Origin of the sequence: Streptomyces sp. NPDC059080 (genome assembly GCF_042739975.1) — a bacterium.
Taxonomy (GTDB): Bacteria; Actinomycetota; Actinomycetes; order Streptomycetales; family Streptomycetaceae; genus Streptomyces; species Streptomyces benahoarensis.
In genome coordinates this window covers 4636-21657 of record NZ_JBHYGX010000045.1, presented here as the reverse complement: position 1 = coordinate 21657, position 17022 = coordinate 4636, and the positions used below count along the sequence as shown (strand labels likewise).

The window sequence follows — 17022 nt, the reverse complement described above, 5'->3', positions numbered from 1 at the left end:
TCAAGGTGGGCATCGAAGCGGACGAGAGGGCCACGATGTTCTTCCAGCACAAGGACCATTTGGTGACTTTCGACGCCAGCGAGACGATGATGCGGCGAGTCCTGGCTGGCGTTCACGACTCGTACCTGGCCGAGTTCGACGACGACCTCGATGCCGTACTCGGCGCACCGGCCGGCCCGGAAGGAATCGCCGGGTGCTACCGGACGCCGACGCTGAAGCGTCGCCGTAGCGCCCCCTCTGTCCAGGGGCCGGGCCTCGGCTCCGAGCAGGTACTGCGTGCGCAGCGGTTGGACCGGCTGCTGGGGCAGCTCGTGAACATGGCCCGCGCCGCGTACGGCCGTTGCTCGTCGCCGGAGTTCGCCACGGCACTCGACCGTGCCGACCGGCTCCGCGCCGGTCCGGCCGCAGCCGCCGACGCGGATGTCGTGCAGGTGCGTCGGATGGCGATGGCCGCCCAGGAGCTGATCGACAGGCTCGATCCGGGCGACACCGCCGGGCCGTTGCCGACGTTCGAACCTCGCCGCCGGGACCGGGAGCTGCGGTGTGCGTGACCCCGCCGTCCGCGTACTGGGCGCACCTGGACCGCACCGACGAGAACGGGCTGCCGGTCGGCCTCGAAGCCGACGGTCGGCCGGTGCTGCACAGCTTCGTCGCGGCGAGCCCCGAGCTGGCCATGGAGTGGCTGCGCGAATCGGTCCGAGCCGCCCTGCTCGACCTCGACCACGCCGGCTTCGGGGCCGCGTGGGCGTGGCTGGGCGATCACCGTGCCGCCGACCGGGCCACGGCCGGCCTCCGGCAGGGGAGTCCCGTGGACTTCACCGTGACGACGCCGTCGGGTTGCTGGTCCTGGAGAGCCGCTCCGGTGGGAGTTCCCCTGCCCCTGACCTGCCGGTGCCCCGCGCCCGCGCCGCCTCCTGCGGCTGCGCCTCAGCGGCATCCAGGCAGCACAGCCCTCCCTCTCCCCTCCCGTCCGTAACCAACTAACCCAGCTTGAAAGGACTTTCCTCGTGTCGAACTCCCCCTGTGCGTCCCTGCCCGCGTTCTCGCCCTTCGCCAGGGGCGCCCTGAGCCGCCGCCCCCAGCAGGACAGCACCCGTCCCTGACCGCCTCGCCTACGCACGGAGTTTTCGATGTTGAAGGTCGAGCTGTCGGGCCCCGAGGTAACGGCCCTGATGGGCATTGCGCACGGACTGTCCGTGGAGGAGATTTCGGCGAAAACCTCCATGCGGGTGAAGACCGTTCGGGGCCGACTGCTGCCCAGCGCCAAGGACCGGCTGGGCCACCGTGACATGAGCGACGCCGCGGCCGTCGAGCGTGCCTACCTCACCGGTGCGCTGCCCGCCCCGCCGCCGGACCCGCCTCGAAGCCAGGCCGCCGTGCGACTCTCCCCGGCGCAGGTCTCCCTCATACGGCTGCTGTCCCAGGGCATGACCGCAGGGGCCATCTCCGGCCGCACCACCAAGTCCGTGCTCGCGGTCGAGCGCGATATCCGCGCGCTGTGCGAGGTCACCGGTGCCGCGACGGACGCGCACCTGATCACCCGCGCTCGCCAGCTCGGCATCCCCTACCGACGCCGCACCTCCCGCCCGGTTCACCTCTCCCGGCGCCCCGTCGCGCTCTGACCTCCGCCCCCTGGAAGGAATCCGCCCCTGCCATGTGTGTTCACACCCCGCCGTGCCCCTCCGCTGATGCCGCCGACCGCGACGCCGCGCACACCGTGGCCGGCCACCCTGATCAGGGCTGGAGCCTGTTGTGCAACGGCGTCCTCCTCTTCGAGGACACCGGCGAACTGCTGCCGGACGGCGAGGTCATCGGCCCGCGCCGCCCGGCGGCCGGGTTGGCGGTCGCCGCATGACCACCGCAGACCTTCTTCTCGCTCCGACGGCCGGCGCGCACGGCGGACCGCTGCTGTGCGTCCGCCGAGGCCCCGCCGGGCACTTCCGCCTCAGCTACGTCACCGAGCACCCCGGCGACCGGGACTTGCGCGATGTCCTGTGGGACCGCACAGCCCCGGACGGACAGCGCCAGCCCATGCTCTACCTGAACTGCGCGCTGTGCGAGATGCCCGTCCGGCCCGTCCGCAGCACCCGCCGCCCCCGGCTCGGGACCGGGACGCTGTTCCTCGTCCCCGACGGCGTGGACACCTCGCAGCTGGTGCGGACGGTGCTGCCGCCGGTGTGCCTGGCCCACGCCCCCGTCGCCGCGCGGGAGTCCGCCGCCCTCCAGCACGGCTACACCGCGCTTCTGGTCACCCGCCACCGCCTCCACGGCGTCATCGGCACCCCGTACCGCTGGGCCGGCCACCGCGTCCAGCAGGACCAGGTGAACGACGTACCCGTGCCCTACGGCACCTACGAGGCGCGCTGGACCATCGCGCAACTCCTCGTCCGCGAACTGACCGAGCACACCACCGTCGACCTGAACGACCGCGCCGACCTCACGGAGGCACGGTGACTCCAGAGTTCTGTTACGTCCTCGCACCGCCCCGCGAGGCCCTGGAAGACCAGCTCCGCACCAGCCGGCCCGAACTCGCGCCCCTGGCCGCAGCTGTCTTACGCCGAGCCTTCTGCATCCTCGTCGCGGACCACGAGCACCCGTCCGAATGCGCCCATGCCCTGTGCCTGACCGAGCTGTCCGACGGCTACGCCCTCTGGGTCCGCTGGACCGATCACGAGGACGGACGGTGGCGGCACTGCTGGTTCGAGGTCCGCCGCAACTGCCCCGACGCGGACCCCGACGGCGAGCCGTGCGTGCTGTACCTCGACCACGCCGGGCTCCACAGCTGGACCGCAACCCGCTCGGAGGCACGGTGACACACCACATCCCCTCCTCCCGGCCCGCTCCCCCCGAGCCCGAGCTGGAGCCGCAGCAGAAGATCATGTCGCCCGCCCCTCACCTCCTCTCGCCCGAGGTGCTGCTGCCGCCCCGTCTCCCGGCGGCCGGCCTGTGCGCGCGGTGCACGGAGCGCCACCGTGAACGTGCTGCCGCCCGCGCCCGCGGCGACGGCTCTGCGGCATCCGACCTCACCGTCACCATCAACCGCTGCTGCCGCCCCTGCTAGTTCCCGCACTTCAGGAGACCCCGTGCCCATGCACGTGCCCGTCCCGACCGTCGACGGCGCCCCGCACCCCAGGCGCATCGTCGCCGCCGTCACCCGCCATCCCGGACTCGTCAACACCTTCGAGACCGCCCCGTCCGCCGAGTTCTGGGACGCCGCCCCGGGGTGGTACGACCGCCTGGCCACGTGCATCCACGCGGCCACCCGCATCCGCACGTACGACGCGACGCGCGTCCCCTCCGTCCTGCGCACCCCTGCTTACTCCGCCGGCCTCACCTGGGTCCCGGAAGCCACCCGCGGAGCCTGCGCCGTATCCCTCGACCGTGTGGACCGCGTCATGGCGTTGATCGACTGGTCCGTCCTCCTCGGCCCGGTGACCGGGTCCGAGATGATGGCCGAGCAGATGGATCACCTCCTCGCCGCCGCCGACCACGGCGCCCAGGTCCGGATCGTCCCCTTCGGTGCTCCGCCCGTCCACCGAGGGGATCGGACCGCCGAGCTGCACGTGGACGGCCATCGGCTTATCGCCATCGAGGGCTACGACATTCCCGTCAGGTATCTGACGGGCGAGACCGCCGACAGGGCAGCAGCCGAAATCCTCGACGCTCCCCAGGCCGCCTGCTCCGAGGCAGAAAGCCGTCATCTGATCGAGGCCGTCGCGGCTTACTACCGCGACCCCTCCGTGTGCGCCGCCTACGCACGCGGCGACGTCCCCATGGTGCCCGACCCCATCACGCGCTGCGCCCCCATCCCCTCCTTCTAACTCCCCAACAGCCAGTAAGACTTACCGCAGGAGAACACATGCCGACCACGCCCGAGCCCCTGCGCGTGGGCACCTACAACATCCGCGACGGCGGCGCACCGGACGGGGACTTCGAGCGTCAGCTCGCCCTCGTCGCCGACCTCGACATCCTGGGCATCCAGGAGGCCAAGGACTGGGACCGTGATCGCGAGCGCAGGCTGCGCCGCGCGGCCCGCGTCCTGGGGATGCAGCCCCTGCTCACACCGAGCGCATCCCACGGCTGCCATCTGCTGCTCCTCATCCGCACGCCTCGCGTGCAGATCATCGAGCACACCCCCAACATCGCCCCCGCGGACTTCCACCACGCCGCCAGCCGCACGCTGATCGAGGCCGATGGCCACCGCATCACCGTCCTGCACACCCACCTCGACCCGGCCGGCCCCGACAAGCGGCTCGCGGAGACCGGCTGGCTGACGGAGTACGCGGAGAGCGGCCGCCGCAGCCTCCTGATCGGCGGCCTCAACACCGTCGGCCCGGACGACCCCGAATCTCCGAGCTGGGACGCCATCCCCCAGCACCTGCACTCCCGGCACCGCCAGGCCCTGCCATCCGGCGAGTACGGCGGCCTCGACCGCCGGGCGATCCGCGCCCTGATCGCAGCGGGATACGCCGACCCGGCCGCCCACCTCGGCCGGCCGCCCACCCCGACCGCCGGGTACTGGCCGGGCTCCGAGGAATGGGAGCACCGCAGCGACTTCGTCCTTCCCTCCAGGGGACTCGCCCCGGCCCTGACCAACTGGACCGTCATCGACACTTCGGCCGCCCGCAGGTCGAGCGACCACCTCCCCGGCATCGCCACCCTCGACCTGCACAACCTCGTCCCGTGACGGCGCCCGAGACCCCGTACACGGCGACATGGGCCCAGGAGGCCGACACCACGCCGCCCGTCATCATGCGCCGGTGCCCGCGCGGCTACCCGTGGCTGGCCTTCCGAGGAGAGCTGCCCCACGACCGCGACCGGCACGGCATCCTGTGGCGCCGCCAGACCACCGCCCCCGGTCGCGGTCCCCAGCTCACCGGCCGCGTCCACTCCTACCGGCAACGGCGGGCGATGGACGATCTCCTGTGCCACGTCGACGCCATCTCCGCCGTCGGCGGGCACGCCCTCCGCGACGGCCCACCGCACATCTCCGACCAGGCCCTGTTCCTCCTCAGCTGCGACGACGTACGCGAGGGGCACATAACGGCCGTCCCGCCGGTGTGCTGCCGGTGCGCTCCGCGGGTGGCCGGTGCCCGTGGCCGCCAACGCCGCCAGCTCACGGCCGTCCTCGTGGCCGAGGTCCGCCCGTGGGGCGTCGTCGGCCTCCTCCACGACCCGACCTCCGTCCCCCTCCGCCCGGCAGGCGACGGCGGCCTCGTCCCCGTCCGCTACCGCAGCGCCCAGGCCCGCTGGGTCGTTGCCCACCAGGCGCTCGTCTCCCTGCACGGCATCACGCCCGTACGCCTCCGCCTCCGTAACACCGCTGCCTGACGGGCCCTCGGAACGTGTCCTCGTCCGCCCGGCCCCGGGCGCGGCCTCCCCCACCCCGATCGCGCCACGTAGATCGCCAACAACTCCACGAAGGGAAAGTCATGAACGAACACGTACTGGTCACCGGGGGCGCCGGCTTCATCGGCAGCCACCTCTGCTCCGCTCTTCTCCACCGCGGTGCGCGCGTCACCGCGGTGGACAATCTGACCGCCGGGCGCCTCCCCGCGCTCGACGTCCTGCTCACCCACCCGCAGTTCACCTTCGTCGAACACGACATCATCCAGCCGCTGGAGTGGCCCGAGCCCGTCACCGGGGTCGTGCACCTGGCCAGCCCCATCGGCCCCGCTCACGTACGCAACCACCCCGTGCGCACCCTGATGGCCGGGGCGGCCGGAACCATCAACGCCGTGGAGATCGCCCGCCGCTACCGGGCCCGCATCGTCCTCGCCTCCTCCGCTGAGGTGTACGGCGAACCCACAGTCCAGCCGCAGCATGAGTCCTACTGGGGCAACGTCGACCCGACCGGCCCGATGTCCGGGTACGCCGAGGCCAAGCGGTTCCTGGAGGCCATGGCGGCCGCCTACCGCCGCGAGTACGGGGTGAACACCGGCATCATCCGGCCCTTCAACGTCTACGGCCCCGGCATGATGCGCGGCGACCGCCGCGTGGTGGCCGCCTTCGTGGAGGCCGCTCTCGCGGGCGGGGAACTCACCGTCCACGGCGACGGCGTGCGCAGCCTGTGCTACATCGACGACTTCGTGGCCGGCCTGCTGGCCATGCTCGACAGTGACGCACCCGGCCCCTTCAACCTCGGCGCCCCGGACGGGACGAGCATCGCCGACCTCGCCCAGCTGGTCGTCAAGACCGTCGGCTCCGGCACCGTCACGAAGGTCGCCGCACAGCACGCCGAAGGCACCACCCGCTGCCCGGACATCTCCCTCGCTCGCGAGACCCTCGGCTGGTTCCCGACCACCTCGCTGGAGGACGGCCTGCGCGCCACCATCGACGCGACGCGTCAGGGCGCCTCCCCGGCCCAGGCCCCGCTCGTGCGGTTCGCGATCCCCACTGCCTGGCTGGCCCTCGTCCCCGGTACCCCGGTGCTGGAGTGCCGCGCCTCCACGGTGGGCACCGCGCTGAGGTGGCTCACCTCCGCACACCCGGTGCTCGCCCCACGGCTCCTGGACGGCGAGGGCGAGCCGGTGCCGTGGACGAACGTCTTCCTCGGCGACACCAACGTGCGCGACCTCAACGGCCTCGACACCCACCTGGCCGACGACGTCACGCTCACCGTCCTGCCCGCCATGGCAGGAGGCTGATATGACCGCCACCGACGTCGACACCAGCGGGATGGTTCTCATCCCCGCCGGCCAACCGCACATCGGGGCCCCCGAGGACCACCTCGACGTCCTCGCCCGGTCCCAGCACTACGGACGTTCCTGATTCGAGGACGAGGCGCCGCAGCACACGACCGCCATCGACGCATTCCTCATCGACCGATACCCGGTGACCAACGCCCAGTTCGCGGCGTTCACCGCCGCCACCGGCTACCTCACGGCCGCCGAGCGCCGCGGCTTCGGCCTCGTCTACGGGGAGAGCTACTGGATACCGCAGCCCGGCGCCTGCTGGCGACACCCCGGTGGCACCCACGACGACATCGACAACCGGACGGACCACCCCGTCGTGCACGTCGATCACGCCGACGCCACCGCGTACGCCCGCTGGGCAGGCAAACGCCTGCCCACGGAGCCCGAATGGGAGTACGCCGCCCACGGACCGACCTGGCGCTGCTGGCCCTGGGGCAACACCTGGGACGCACGCCGGGCGAACACATCCGACAGTCCCGACGCCCCGGTCGCGGAATTCCCCCAGTGGCGCGCCTGGTGGACGAGCCACTTCGCACGGCACGGAACGGTCCCCGGCACGGAACCGGTCGGCGCACGTTCTCCGGGGGGCGACTCGCCGTTCGGTGTCGGGGACATGGCCGGGCAGGTCAGCGAATGGACCGCCGACCCCTACACGCTCTACGACCCCGCCCGCGCCTACGAGCCGATCTACCACGCCGCGGCCCACCGCTACGTGGCAGCGCGCGGCGGCGGATGGATGCACTTCCGCCACCAGACCCGCACCACCGAACGGTTCACCACCGACCCCGCCTACTCCAACCACACCATCGGCTTCCGCTGCGCCGTCAACACCACTGGCAACGCAGTCACTTGATGTGCACACCAGATGCCGGGGCGCAGAATGTCCAACGCCCCGGCATCTACCCGAAACCATCCTCAATGGGGACTACGCTCGCGCCATGAAGATCCTGATCTCCGGCGGCGCCGGATACATCGGCAGCACCATCGCCTCCGCCTGCCTCGATGCCGGCATTCACCCCGTCCTGCTCGACAACCTCTCCACCGGACGCCGCGAATTCACCCGCGGGCGCACCTTCTACGAAGGCGACATCGCCGACGGCTCGCTCATCGACCGCGTCTTCACCGAACACCCCGACATCGAAGCCGTCGTCCACTGCGCTGCGCTGATCGTCGTCCCCGACTCCGTGGCCGACCCCGTCGGCTACTACACCAACAACGTCGCCAAGAGCCTCGCGTTCGCCTCCCACCTGATCCGCAACGGCTGCCGCCGCATGCTCTTCAGTTCCTCCGCCTCCATCTACCAGGCCGACGACACCTTCACCGTCGATGAGACCTCCCCGCACGCGCCGGAGAGCCCCTACGCCCGCACCAAGTCCGTGTGCGAGGCGATGTTCACCGACATTGCCGCCACCCAGCCGCTGAAGATCCTCTCCCTGCGGTACTTCAACCCCATCGGCGCCGACCCGAAGATGCGCACGGGCCTCCAGCTGCGGCGCCCCTCCCACGCGCTCGGCAAGCTCATCGAGGCCCACGACGACCGCGTCCCCTTCATCGTCACCGGCACCGGATGGCCCACCCGCGACGGCTCCGGCATCCGCGACTACGTCCACGTCTGGGACCTCGCCGCCGCCCACATCGCCGCCCTGCAACGCTTCGACACCGTCCTCGGTGACGCCACGTCCCTGGCCATCAACCTCGGAACGGGCACCGGAACCACCGTTTTCGAACTCATCGACGCGTTCAACGCCGTCGTGGACACCCCCGTCACCGTCGAACGCGGCCCCGCCCGCCCCGGCGACGTCGCAGGCGCCTACACCCGCAGCGACCGCGCCGCCCTCCTCCTGGACTGGAAACCCCAGCACTCGATCGAAGAAGGCATCCGGCACTCCCTGGCCTGGGCCGCCGAACGCGACCAGGTCCTGGGTTACCAGTAGCCCCCGCCGTGGACTTAACGTAAATGAACGATGGCAACGCGTTAGCTTCTCAAGAAGTGCAAGGCCATCAACGCCGCCGTGGCCGGGAAGGCCGACGAGAAGAACGGCGCCTGCCTCGAATACCGGGGTCACGCCATCAACGGCGGCCGCCAGGTGAAGATCGTCGTCATAGCGCAGTACGCACGCAAGACGGCCGACGGCAGATACGACGCTCGGCGGCGGCGAGAAGATCGGCGTCATCACCGCCTACTGCAAGGGCACCAATGAGTCCCCGAACCGGATCAACCAATAGCCATGCCCGATGAGATCGCAGAGCAGCAGGCGGATCTCACCCGCTTGCTGCTCCATCACGTTCACGCCCCCTTCACCGCCGCCATGACCATCCGCGGCATCCTGCCCGTCCCGCCACCCGCCGCGGCCATCCGCATCGTCACCGGCGCCGAGCACACCACCACACCCATCGCGTACGAGCTCCCCCTGCGCGTCGGAGGCGAGCCGGTGACCGCAGACGACGTTACTGGCGTGCTGCGCACCCTGCATTGCGGAACGCAGTTCTACCCCGGTGAGCAGCTCGGCACCGTGATGGGCATGACCCTCGTGCGGGTCCCCGCGCACGTCATGGAAACCGCAGCCGCCCCCACCTTGGACGACAACGCCTTCACCCTGCTGCGTTGCCTCGCCCAGCCGGTCAACGAAGATCCCTCCGATCCACGCCTTCGCGGATTCCTCTTCCGCGACCGACTACGCCTCTACCTGGACAGCGAAGAGGACCCCACGGTGACCGCCGCGGACGTGAACCCGACCGGCGCTCTGACCGCACTCCTGGCCGCCGTGCCGTCCCTGATCACCGAGCATGAACGCGCTGCCCCCGACAGCGACGATCCTCACTGCTCTCGCGCGATCGACCTCACCACCTGGTGACCACGGCCGCCCCTCCCGCTGTCACCTGTTCGGCGTGCTGCCAGAGCGTCCCGAAGCAAGGATGCCCAGCACCTGCGCAGGGGCTTCACACGGCAGATCGCCACCAGGGCTCTCCGTAGTATGCCGATATCCAAACATGCATAAATACTTCTAATAGCCCACGCTATTCGCATGACTGGGCGAATACATGACCTAGAGGACTCGGTGGAGGTCGCCTGCCGACTCCTTGCTCAGCCCGGCGCGGAGGCATCCCCCGAGCCGATACCGGACGGCCCCGGCGTGGTCCGAGCCGTCATTGCGGCGGTGCGCCGCCGTATCGGCGGCCCGGCCGTCTATGGAGGCGCCGCGCGCGGACCGTACGTCCGCTGGACCCTGGAGGACCGCGTCCTCCTGCTGTCCCGGAGCACCGCGACCACCCTGCAACTGGCGGTATGGGATCCGCACGGTCTGGCGGAGGCGGAGCGGGCGTACTTCGACGCAGCCCTTCACGACATCGACTTCGCGCACCTGCCGTACATGTGGCAACTTCACGTAAACCCGCCGTGGCCGCCGCCCTCCCGCGTCGCCGCCGCCTCGGACTGGTTCACGCTGGAGGCGTCGATCGCGGCGCTCCTGCGCAGTTGCGCCGTCTATGTACCGCAGGTCCTCCCGCCCCGCGGGCACCTCGGTTTCAACATCACCGCCGCCGACAACGGCCGCGCCGTGGGGGTCGTCGCCCAGAGCGGCGAGGACCTGACCGTGCTCGTGGACGACCGGGCCCGACCCGAACCGACACCCCACGACGAGATGGTGCGGCGAGGATGGGACCGACCGCTGGCCGGCTGGTGGGAGCACGCTGTCCTCGACCCCGACGAGACGGCGCACGCGGCCGGACTGCTCGTCAACGAACTCCGCCGCGGCGCGCAGACCGCACCGACGGGCCTGCGCGTCACCGACATGGACAGTGACCCCGGCCGCCTCGTCCTACCCGGCCTGGCGGTCGACCGGACCTGACCGGAGCGCCTACTCCGTGCGCGGCGCCAGCGGGAAGCCGAGTGCCCGCCAGCCCGGTGTTCGGCGTGCCTGTCCCCCCGACGCGGTCGCCCCGCCGTAGCCGCCAGTTTGCCCAGGGTCGGGGGTAAGCATCAAACGCCCGCCAGGAAGGCTCCCGCGCCGTCGCCAGAGGCGCACCGCTCGCTCACCGGTTGCCCATCCATACGACCCGGCCGGCGAACCCACACCGCTCGCTCGCCTTGACCGCACGGATCTTCTCCAGCTCCGCCGGATCGACGCCGAGGTCCGCAGCGAGCGCGTGCACGACCTCCATCACGTCCGCAAGCTCACCGGGCGCCGAGGAGCCATCGGCCGCCAAGAACTCGGCGACTTCCTCATCGAGTTTGTTCCTCAGCCGCCAGCGGTATTCCTGCGGGCCTGCGACATACCCACGCGGAGTCACTCCGCTCCCTCGGATGACCTGAGGAATCTGATCCCGCACCAACTTGCCGTCCACGGGGCAGTCCACGGTTCTCCCTTCACCACGGAGCGGCCATCGGCCACCGCTCACCTGGGTGCGCACCGTAGGGAAACGTTCGGATGCTGCGCCACCTCAACGCCCGTATAGCGAAACTGAATCCGGTCCAGCCGGAAGGCCACGCCAGTTTTCCCCTGGCGACCGACCGCAGCCCCATGCTGCGCGTCGCCGCCGTCTCGGTCCTCCGGCTGTCAGCGCCTCACCCATGGCCGGCGTTCGAGCTCCGCCGAGGCCTGGAGGTGGCGCAGCAACTCCGACGACAGCTTTTGCGGGGCCAAGCCTCTCAAGGCGGACCACAGTGTCGCTCTGTCGTCGGCCGAGGCCTGCAGGGTTGGGTGGCACCGCCGCGGGGACTGGCCCCTGCTGAGGGGCACGCCTGACAATGGCTTCAAGCCGCCTGCAGGCTTTCTCCCTCACCAAGTTCGCCTTCGTCATCCTCGACCGGCACCAGGATGACCAGACGGCAGGTCGGTGCAGCCGCCGAAAACAGCGTGGTGCATTCGAGTAGCACGGGCTGCCCGGGACTGATATCCAAGCGTGCCCGGTAACGGAGCGGTCCACCTCCTTCGGTCACATCCGCCTCCTCGTTCCACAATCCGACGAGGTACGGGTCGGAGCCGACCACATCGCCGATGATTGCGCGCACCCCGAGATCGCGGGGGTACTGGATTGAGGTGAACCGCAGCATCGCGAGATATGCCCTGGCCTGTTCCTCCCAATCGAGGAGGACCTGTCGGCCCGCACTGAGACCCCAGCGCATGAGGTTCGCGTCGCGCTCCGTCGCCCACGGCAGCCACTCGGCCAGGATTCCGTTGTACGCGAGGACATCCCACGTCGGGCCCAGCAGCCACGCCGGGTGGGGCTGCTGGTCAAGGACGCGCTGGAGCGAACGGAGCGTCGAGGCATCCAGGTCCGGGCCGTCCGGCCGAGCAACACCGCCCATGTTGCAGAGCATGAGCGCGCGGACCTCGTCGTGAACGAGGAGGAACAGATCAGCGATCGCGAAGCACTGCTCCCGGGCAAGCCGTCCGCCCCGCCCCGCCTCAAGGTCCTGATACCAGCGCCCGGAGCGCCCGATCGCCTCGCCCACCTCCGCCTGCGTGATCACCCGGCCACGCCGTCGGCTCGCCTCCGTACGCCATGTGCGCAGCAGGTTTCCGAGCGTCCACTGACGTAGGGGCGGCGTCGCGCGCCACACAGATTCCCGGGGAGCCATCCCTGTCCCTTCACGCGCCTTGCATGCCAGCCACCTCCCCGAGCGGTAGGCAACAGCGTGCTCCCCACCTAAAGCGGCGCTACCGACTGTACGTAAAGAGAAAACGATCTTGTCGGCCCCCGAAGTTTGAAGACGAACCGCGCGACGGGATTCTCGAAATCAGCTACTCGCCCCCCCTGGCGAAAACCCCAAAGGGGCGCGATACGGGCAGTGGGATCGGAAGTTTTTTTCGTATCGAGAAATGCGAAAAAAATTTCCGGTCATCGAATCGGATGGCAACTTTCCTTGATCGGTGAAGTGGCATTGGTGCCCAGAGTGGGGAGTCTTGCCTCAACCTCAAGGGTAGACATTGAAGATGAGGTTGCGTCAGTTGATCAAGCCCAGTTCCCTCTCTTTTCTAAGCGCGTAGTTCGACCTTTTTGGGCGCGTTGACTGGCTGAGCTCGATGCGCTTTAAATCGTCCTTACCGGCAAGTTCGCCGGAGCGGTCGGTCCATAGACGGTCGGGGAGTTGAAGGGGGAATCGCGAATGGGCGCGTGGCCGTGCAGCGGTTGTCGAAATCAGATTCGGGCTGAGACGGATCTCACCGTCCACCTCCGGAGAGCGCCCGACTGATCTTGCAGGCTGGACTTGGAGGAGCGGTCCCCATATGTTCCTGGTCCCCGCGAAGACGGAAGCGTCATCCGGGCAGGCCAGGAGGGGTGACATATGCGCGGGCCGTGAAGTCCGCCGGAGTGAAATGAGACCGGCGCCCGGGAGCTACCAACTCCCAGACGCCGGGCGGGCACTCCGAGGAGTACCGATTCACATCTCGCGGGCGACGGGGCTTTTTGCACGAGAACCGTCGCGCCGCGTCCTACGAAAAACGGAGTATCGCATGCACACCGCCGACGGCGGAAGCCCGGCCTGCCCGGACGCGGCGCGACAGCAGCGTCTCGCGGTTCAGCTCGCCGACATGGTCCCCGGTGCGACCGCCATCCGCGTCAGTCTCCACGACCCGGGGCAGCCCTGGCCCCACCCGCACGCCATCGCGAAGGACGCGGTCGGGGAGACGATCGACCTGAACCGGACGACGGCCAGGGTGGCGGCCCGCTGGATTCTGCGGGCCTGGCCCGACCTGGACCGGAGCCGGACTTACACCTTCGACCTCGCCACGGCAGCCCTCACCCGCAGCGACCTCGCTGCAGACCGGGGTCGCTGACATGGCGCGGATCCGAACCATCAAGCCGGAGGCTTTCACCTCCGAGTCCCTCGCCGAGGTGACCGTCGAGGCCGAGCGCACCTTCTTCGGCCTCCTCACCCAGGCCGACGACCACGGCCGCCACCGCGACAACGCCGCGATCATCGCAGGGCTCCTCTGGCCGCTACGCGCCGAGCACACCTCGGTCCACGTCGAGGACGACCTCCACCAGCTCGCCAACGCGGATCTCCTCTGCCGCTACACCGGCTGCGACGGCCGCCGCTACCTCCACATCGCCACCTGGTCCAAGCACCAGAAGATCGACAAGCCGAGCCAGTCCCGGCTGCCAGCCTGCCCGCAACACCACGCGGCCGACCGGTGCGGCCCCTGCAAGGGAGCCTGCACCGAGGCGTCGCCCACCCTTCCCCGAGGGTTCGGGGAGGATTCGCCGACCCCTCCCCGAACCCTCGATCGGCCCGCACCGGCCGCACCGACGGCCCCCGAGCCCCGAAGCTCTTCTCCGGCCGCCCAGCAGGGCGTCCTCGTCGAAACCGCTGCCGCTCCGGACAGGGAAGAGGACGAAACCGCAGGTCAATCGGCATTCGTCGAGGATTACCCGAAGCCTCCCCGAAACCTCGGAGAGGGCTCGGCGCCTGGATCTAGGATCTTGGATCCTGGATCTTCCTTCCCTACGGGGCGCACAGCGCCCGCCACCCAGGTCTCAGCCAATCAGCTCGTCGGCGAGTACGTCAGCGCGTGCGACCAGCGCCCGCCCGGCGACGTGATCGGGCACCTCGGGCGGGTCGTCAAGAAGCTCCTGGCCGAGGGCATCGACCCGCAGTACATCCGGGCCGGGCTGTCGAAGTTCGCCGCCACTCCCAAGCACCCGAGCGTCCTGACCAGCATGGTCAACGAGGCCATGAACGCACGCTCCGGCGGTTTGGCCCGGCCGGGATTCGGCTCTATCCTGCCCGCCCACCAGGCGTGGACCAACCCGGTCGACGCTGCCGCCGCCTACGCCGAGGAGCTGTGATGGGCACCCGAGCCCGAGAACCGCAGCTCGTCGGTGAGGGCGTCCTGGACCGGATGGCCCGGATCCTGGCGGCCCGCAGCATCGACCCGGCCGCCGTCGCCGCGCCGGACGACGAGCCCGAGCCCTTCTCCCCGCTCGACGCACTGTCCGCCGGACTACCTCCGCGCTACCAAGATGCCGTTGCCGACCACCCCCAGGTTCTGGCCTGGGCCCGGGACGTCGCCGAAGCCGCAGTCGCCCCGAGCCGGGGAGCCCGGCGGCAAGTCGCCACCGGCCCCAGCTTGCTGATGGCCGGAGTCGTCGGAGCGGGCAAGACCCACCAGGCGTACGGCGCGGTCCGGAGACTGGTGCAGAGCGGAGTTGGCGTGCGCTGGCGCGCGACCACCGCCGCCGACCTGTACGCCGACCTCCGCCCTCGGGCCGGAGTGGACAGCGAGCGGGAGCTGGCGGCCGTCAGCCGCTGCCCCGTGCTGATCCTCGACGACCTCGGCGCCGCGAAGGCGACGGAGTGGACGGAGGAAGTGACGTACCGGCTGATCAACCGCCGCTACAACCACATGCTCCCGACGCTGATCACCACCAACCTGCGCATCAGCGACCTCCGGACCCACCTCGGCGACCGCGTCACCTCCCGGCTCGCGCAGATGACCACCCGGGTCGAGTTCGAACCAGTCGACCGCAGACGCCACCGCACCGCGGCCTGACCGCCACGCCGGGCTGCGTCCGCAGAGCGCCCGATGCACTCCCGACCCACCGCACCCCTCCGCCGACGCCCTGCGCGCGGAGAGCGATCGGAGCACCCCGCATGACCACCACGACGATCACCCCTGCCCGCCACCGGTCACTCGGCGACTACACCTGGCAGGACGAGGCCGTCTGCCAGAGCACCGAGTACCACCCGGTCGACCCCGACACCTTCTTCCCCGAGCCGGACGAGACCGAAAAGATCGCCACCGCGAAGGCGCTGTGCGGACAGTGCCCGGTCCGCCGCACCTGCCTGGATGCCGCCCTGGAGACCGGCGACAGGTACGGCATCCGGGGCGGCACGACCGAGGAAGAACGCGAACCGCTGCACGAGAAGCTCGCCAGCCGCCTGGACTACAGCCGCGTCAACGACACCGTCGCCGGCCGCGACGTCCACCTCACGAAGGCCGAGCGCCGCGCGGTCGTCCACGCCGCCTACCGCCACGGCGTATCCGTACAACGCCTGGCATGGCTTTTGAAGGTCACCGAAGAGCACGCAAAGAAGTTGTACCGGGAAACGCGCCGGGCGCTCCGCAACCGCACCCTGGAACAGACCACGACGACCGACAGCGATCTGGACCGCGACGACTTCGGGACGGCGGCGTGAGCACCGTGAGTACACCGAAGTCGGCACACATCACCGCCTGGGACCGCACGGTCGTCATAGCCCTCGGCGGTGCGGGATGCGCTCTGTCGTACGACGCACTCCAGCAGATGGCCATCGCCATCCACATCCGCGGTTTCCTGACCTACGTCTTCCCGCTGGTGATCGACGGGTTCATCGCCTACGGCGTCCGTGCCCTGCTCGTCCTGCGCGCCGCGCCGCTGCGCTCCCGGGCGTACGTGTGGACCCTCTTCAGCACCGCCACCGCCGCCAGCATCTGGGCCAACGCACTTCACGCAGTGCGGCTCAACGAGGAAGCGGTGGCGGACACCGGGCTCCGGCTGGGAGACACGGTGGTCGCGGTGCTGTCCACCATCGCACCGCTCGCGCTGGCCGGCGCCGTCCATCTCTACATCCTCATCGCCCGGGGCCCGGTCAAGGGCAGTGACCGCGAGGACCTCGGTCAGAACGACCGTGGCGACGACACCGAGGTCACCCGGACCGACCGAGTCGGTCAGCATCCACAGCCGGTGGCCGGCCAGGTCAAGGCTGATCAGTCGGTCACTGCCCTGACCGACCGGCCGCCGCTGTCCCTGGACAAGCCGGCCCTCGCCTCCCGGTCACTGACCGACGACAGTGCCCCGGCGGACAGCAGCAAGCCGGTCACCGGTGACCGGAGTCAGCCACACAAGGTCGCTGATCTGCCCGGACAGCCGGACACGACGCGGTCGGCCACTGACCGCCCCGGCGACACCGCCCCGGTGACCGGCGACCAGGATGGCCCGGCGCGGTTCCCCGTCCCGCCGGTCACTCCGCTGGCGGTCACCGACCGGGACACCCGGATACCCGGTGACCGGCGGTCGGACCCGGACACCGAGGAGCTACTGAAGATCGCCCGGTCAGCGGCCAGAGCCGAGGACAAGCTGACCCGCAAGGTGGTCGCCCAAGCGATCCGGGGGCAACAGATCCCGCTGTCCAACGACACGCTGACCGCCCTCATGGCACAACTCCGCGAACAGCACGGACAGCCGGTCGCCCCCGCCCGGAACTGATCGGCCGGCACATGAAGCGGGGGGGGGGGCGGGCCCCCCCCCCCGCGCCCCCCCCCCCCCCCCCCCCCCCCCCCCCACACCCCCCCCCCCACCCCCCCCCCCCGGGTCTAATAAAAAAAAAAAAAGAGCCCCC

General features: G+C 70.2%; 23 protein-coding genes and 1 pseudogene. 22 read left to right on the top strand and 2 right to left on the bottom strand.

Translation table 11 applies throughout. From position 1 onward, the window contains the following. The first annotated feature begins 5 nt into the window (after nt 1–5). From ACFWWQ_RS25680 to ACFWWQ_RS25600, 17 genes and pseudogenes are all read left to right on the top strand, one after another. Nucleotides 6–551, top strand: a complete 546-nt coding sequence (locus ACFWWQ_RS25680; protein WP_384600565.1) for a DUF6415 family natural product biosynthesis protein — start codon at nt 6–8, stop codon at nt 549–551. Continuing rightward, nucleotides 548–976, top strand: a complete 429-nt coding sequence (locus ACFWWQ_RS25675; protein WP_384600562.1) for a hypothetical protein — start codon at nt 548–550, stop codon at nt 974–976. Before ACFWWQ_RS25680 ends, ACFWWQ_RS25675 begins: the two co-directional genes overlap by 4 nt. Before the next feature lie 154 nt (nt 977–1130). Continuing rightward, a complete protein-coding gene (locus ACFWWQ_RS25670) occupies nt 1131–1622 on the top strand; it encodes a hypothetical protein (RefSeq protein ID WP_384600559.1) in 492 nt (163 codons plus the stop codon). Nucleotides 1623–1654: 32 nt separating this feature from the next. Continuing rightward, nucleotides 1655–1855 carry a DUF5999 family protein gene (locus ACFWWQ_RS25665; RefSeq protein ID WP_384600556.1) on the top strand — a complete coding sequence of 67 codons (201 nt, stop codon included), beginning with the start codon at nt 1655–1657 and terminating at the stop codon, nt 1853–1855. Next, nucleotides 1852–2454: a hypothetical protein gene (locus tag ACFWWQ_RS25660; RefSeq protein WP_384600550.1), complete on the top strand. Its 603-nt coding sequence runs from the start codon at nt 1852–1854 to the stop codon at nt 2452–2454. Before ACFWWQ_RS25665 ends, ACFWWQ_RS25660 begins: the two co-directional genes overlap by 4 nt. Further along, complete coding sequence (locus ACFWWQ_RS25655) at nt 2451–2813, top strand: hypothetical protein (protein WP_384600548.1); 363 nt, start codon at nt 2451–2453, stop codon at nt 2811–2813. The genes ACFWWQ_RS25660 and ACFWWQ_RS25655 overlap by 4 nt, the downstream gene beginning before the upstream one ends. Continuing rightward, nucleotides 2810–3061 (top strand): hypothetical protein, encoded by a 252-nt coding sequence (locus ACFWWQ_RS25650; RefSeq protein ID WP_384600546.1) that lies wholly within the window; start codon nt 2810–2812, stop codon nt 3059–3061. Before ACFWWQ_RS25655 ends, ACFWWQ_RS25650 begins: the two co-directional genes overlap by 4 nt. Nucleotides 3062–3089: 28 nt before the next feature. Next, a complete protein-coding gene (locus ACFWWQ_RS25645; protein WP_384600638.1) occupies nt 3090–3821 on the top strand; it encodes a Scr1 family TA system antitoxin-like transcriptional regulator in 732 nt (243 codons plus the stop codon). A 38-nt stretch (nt 3822–3859) separates the two neighbouring features. Continuing rightward, nucleotides 3860–4687, top strand: coding sequence for an endonuclease/exonuclease/phosphatase family protein (locus ACFWWQ_RS25640; protein ID WP_384600543.1), 828 nt, complete (start codon nt 3860–3862; stop codon nt 4685–4687). Then, complete coding sequence (locus ACFWWQ_RS25635; RefSeq protein WP_384600540.1) at nt 4684–5331, top strand: hypothetical protein; 648 nt, start codon at nt 4684–4686, stop codon at nt 5329–5331. The genes ACFWWQ_RS25640 and ACFWWQ_RS25635 overlap by 4 nt, the downstream gene beginning before the upstream one ends. Before the next feature lie 101 nt (nt 5332–5432). Beyond that, on the top strand, nt 5433–6647 hold the full coding sequence (locus tag ACFWWQ_RS25630) for an NAD-dependent epimerase/dehydratase family protein (protein ID WP_384600538.1): 1215 nt from the start codon (nt 5433–5435) through the stop codon (nt 6645–6647). Nucleotide 6648: 1 nt separating this feature from the next. Continuing rightward, nucleotides 6649–6771, top strand: coding sequence for a hypothetical protein (locus tag ACFWWQ_RS25625; protein ID WP_384600536.1), 123 nt, complete (start codon nt 6649–6651; stop codon nt 6769–6771). A gap of 18 nt (nt 6772–6789) precedes the next feature. After that, nucleotides 6790–7548, top strand: a pseudogene (locus tag ACFWWQ_RS25620) (formylglycine-generating enzyme family protein); the annotation flags it as partial. 85 nt (nt 7549–7633) lie between these two features. Beyond that, nucleotides 7634–8629, top strand: coding sequence for a UDP-glucose 4-epimerase GalE (gene galE / locus ACFWWQ_RS25615; RefSeq protein ID WP_384600533.1), 996 nt, complete (start codon nt 7634–7636; stop codon nt 8627–8629). A gap of 78 nt (nt 8630–8707) precedes the next feature. Further along, nucleotides 8708–8896: a hypothetical protein gene (locus ACFWWQ_RS25610; protein WP_384600530.1), complete on the top strand. Its 189-nt coding sequence runs from the start codon at nt 8708–8710 to the stop codon at nt 8894–8896. 27 nt (nt 8897–8923) lie between these two features. Further along, nucleotides 8924–9550, top strand: coding sequence for a hypothetical protein (locus tag ACFWWQ_RS25605; RefSeq protein WP_384600528.1), 627 nt, complete (start codon nt 8924–8926; stop codon nt 9548–9550). 171 nt (nt 9551–9721) lie between these two features. Then, nucleotides 9722–10543 carry a hypothetical protein gene (locus ACFWWQ_RS25600; RefSeq protein ID WP_384600525.1) on the top strand — a complete coding sequence of 274 codons (822 nt, stop codon included), beginning with the start codon at nt 9722–9724 and terminating at the stop codon, nt 10541–10543. Nucleotides 10544–10727: 184 nt separating this feature from the next. Here the strand turns inward: ACFWWQ_RS25600 and ACFWWQ_RS25595 are convergent, their stop codons facing one another. Further along, complete coding sequence (locus ACFWWQ_RS25595) at nt 10728–11039, bottom strand: nucleoside triphosphate pyrophosphohydrolase (protein ID WP_384600522.1); 312 nt, start codon at nt 11037–11039, stop codon at nt 10728–10730. 409 nt (nt 11040–11448) lie between these two features. Continuing rightward, complete coding sequence (locus tag ACFWWQ_RS25590; RefSeq protein ID WP_384600520.1) at nt 11449–12168, bottom strand: hypothetical protein; 720 nt, start codon at nt 12166–12168, stop codon at nt 11449–11451. A gap of 985 nt (nt 12169–13153) precedes the next feature. Between ACFWWQ_RS25590 and ACFWWQ_RS25585 the strand changes: the two genes are divergently transcribed. The 5 genes from ACFWWQ_RS25585 to ACFWWQ_RS25565 all read left to right on the top strand — a co-directional run bounded on the left by ACFWWQ_RS25585 (nt 13154) and on the right by ACFWWQ_RS25565 (nt 16889). Then, nucleotides 13154–13477, top strand: coding sequence for a transcriptional regulator (locus tag ACFWWQ_RS25585; RefSeq protein ID WP_384600517.1), 324 nt, complete (start codon nt 13154–13156; stop codon nt 13475–13477). A 1-nt stretch (nt 13478) separates the two neighbouring features. Then, a complete protein-coding gene (locus tag ACFWWQ_RS25580; RefSeq protein ID WP_384600514.1) occupies nt 13479–14489 on the top strand; it encodes a hypothetical protein in 1011 nt (336 codons plus the stop codon). Further along, a complete protein-coding gene (locus ACFWWQ_RS25575) occupies nt 14489–15193 on the top strand; it encodes an ATP-binding protein (RefSeq protein WP_384600511.1) in 705 nt (234 codons plus the stop codon). The genes ACFWWQ_RS25580 and ACFWWQ_RS25575 overlap by 1 nt, the downstream gene beginning before the upstream one ends. Nucleotides 15194–15294: 101 nt before the next feature. Further along, nucleotides 15295–15840 (top strand): WhiB family transcriptional regulator, encoded by a 546-nt coding sequence (locus tag ACFWWQ_RS25570; protein ID WP_384600508.1) that lies wholly within the window; start codon nt 15295–15297, stop codon nt 15838–15840. After that, nucleotides 15837–16889: a DUF2637 domain-containing protein gene (locus ACFWWQ_RS25565; protein ID WP_384600505.1), complete on the top strand. Its 1053-nt coding sequence runs from the start codon at nt 15837–15839 to the stop codon at nt 16887–16889. The genes ACFWWQ_RS25570 and ACFWWQ_RS25565 overlap by 4 nt, the downstream gene beginning before the upstream one ends. Nucleotides 16890–17022 lie beyond the last annotated feature (133 nt).

What these genes read in the sequence shown, in the direction of transcription:
- ACFWWQ_RS25670 (WP_384600559.1), top strand. Translation starts at nt 1,131, where the DNA reads ATGTTGAAGGTCGAGCTGTCGGGCCCCGAGGTAACGGCCCTGATGGGC.
- ACFWWQ_RS25665 (WP_384600556.1), top strand. Translation starts at nt 1,655, where the DNA reads ATGTGTGTTCACACCCCGCCGTGCCCCTCCGCTGATGCCGCCGACCGC.
- ACFWWQ_RS25660 (WP_384600550.1), top strand. Translation starts at nt 1,852, where the DNA reads ATGACCACCGCAGACCTTCTTCTCGCTCCGACGGCCGGCGCGCACGGC.
- ACFWWQ_RS25645 (WP_384600638.1), top strand. Translation starts at nt 3,090, where the DNA reads ATGCACGTGCCCGTCCCGACCGTCGACGGCGCCCCGCACCCCAGGCGC.
- ACFWWQ_RS25640 (WP_384600543.1), top strand. Translation starts at nt 3,860, where the DNA reads ATGCCGACCACGCCCGAGCCCCTGCGCGTGGGCACCTACAACATCCGC.
- ACFWWQ_RS25630 (WP_384600538.1), top strand. Translation starts at nt 5,433, where the DNA reads ATGAACGAACACGTACTGGTCACCGGGGGCGCCGGCTTCATCGGCAGC.
- ACFWWQ_RS25625 (WP_384600536.1), top strand. Translation starts at nt 6,649, where the DNA reads ATGACCGCCACCGACGTCGACACCAGCGGGATGGTTCTCATCCCCGCC.
- galE (WP_384600533.1), top strand. Translation starts at nt 7,634, where the DNA reads ATGAAGATCCTGATCTCCGGCGGCGCCGGATACATCGGCAGCACCATC.
- ACFWWQ_RS25605 (WP_384600528.1), top strand. Translation starts at nt 8,924, where the DNA reads ATGCCCGATGAGATCGCAGAGCAGCAGGCGGATCTCACCCGCTTGCTG.
- ACFWWQ_RS25600 (WP_384600525.1), top strand. Translation starts at nt 9,722, where the DNA reads ATGACTGGGCGAATACATGACCTAGAGGACTCGGTGGAGGTCGCCTGC.
- ACFWWQ_RS25585 (WP_384600517.1), top strand. Translation starts at nt 13,154, where the DNA reads ATGCACACCGCCGACGGCGGAAGCCCGGCCTGCCCGGACGCGGCGCGA.
- ACFWWQ_RS25580 (WP_384600514.1), top strand. Translation starts at nt 13,479, where the DNA reads ATGGCGCGGATCCGAACCATCAAGCCGGAGGCTTTCACCTCCGAGTCC.
- ACFWWQ_RS25575 (WP_384600511.1), top strand. Translation starts at nt 14,489, where the DNA reads ATGGGCACCCGAGCCCGAGAACCGCAGCTCGTCGGTGAGGGCGTCCTG.
- ACFWWQ_RS25570 (WP_384600508.1), top strand. Translation starts at nt 15,295, where the DNA reads ATGACCACCACGACGATCACCCCTGCCCGCCACCGGTCACTCGGCGAC.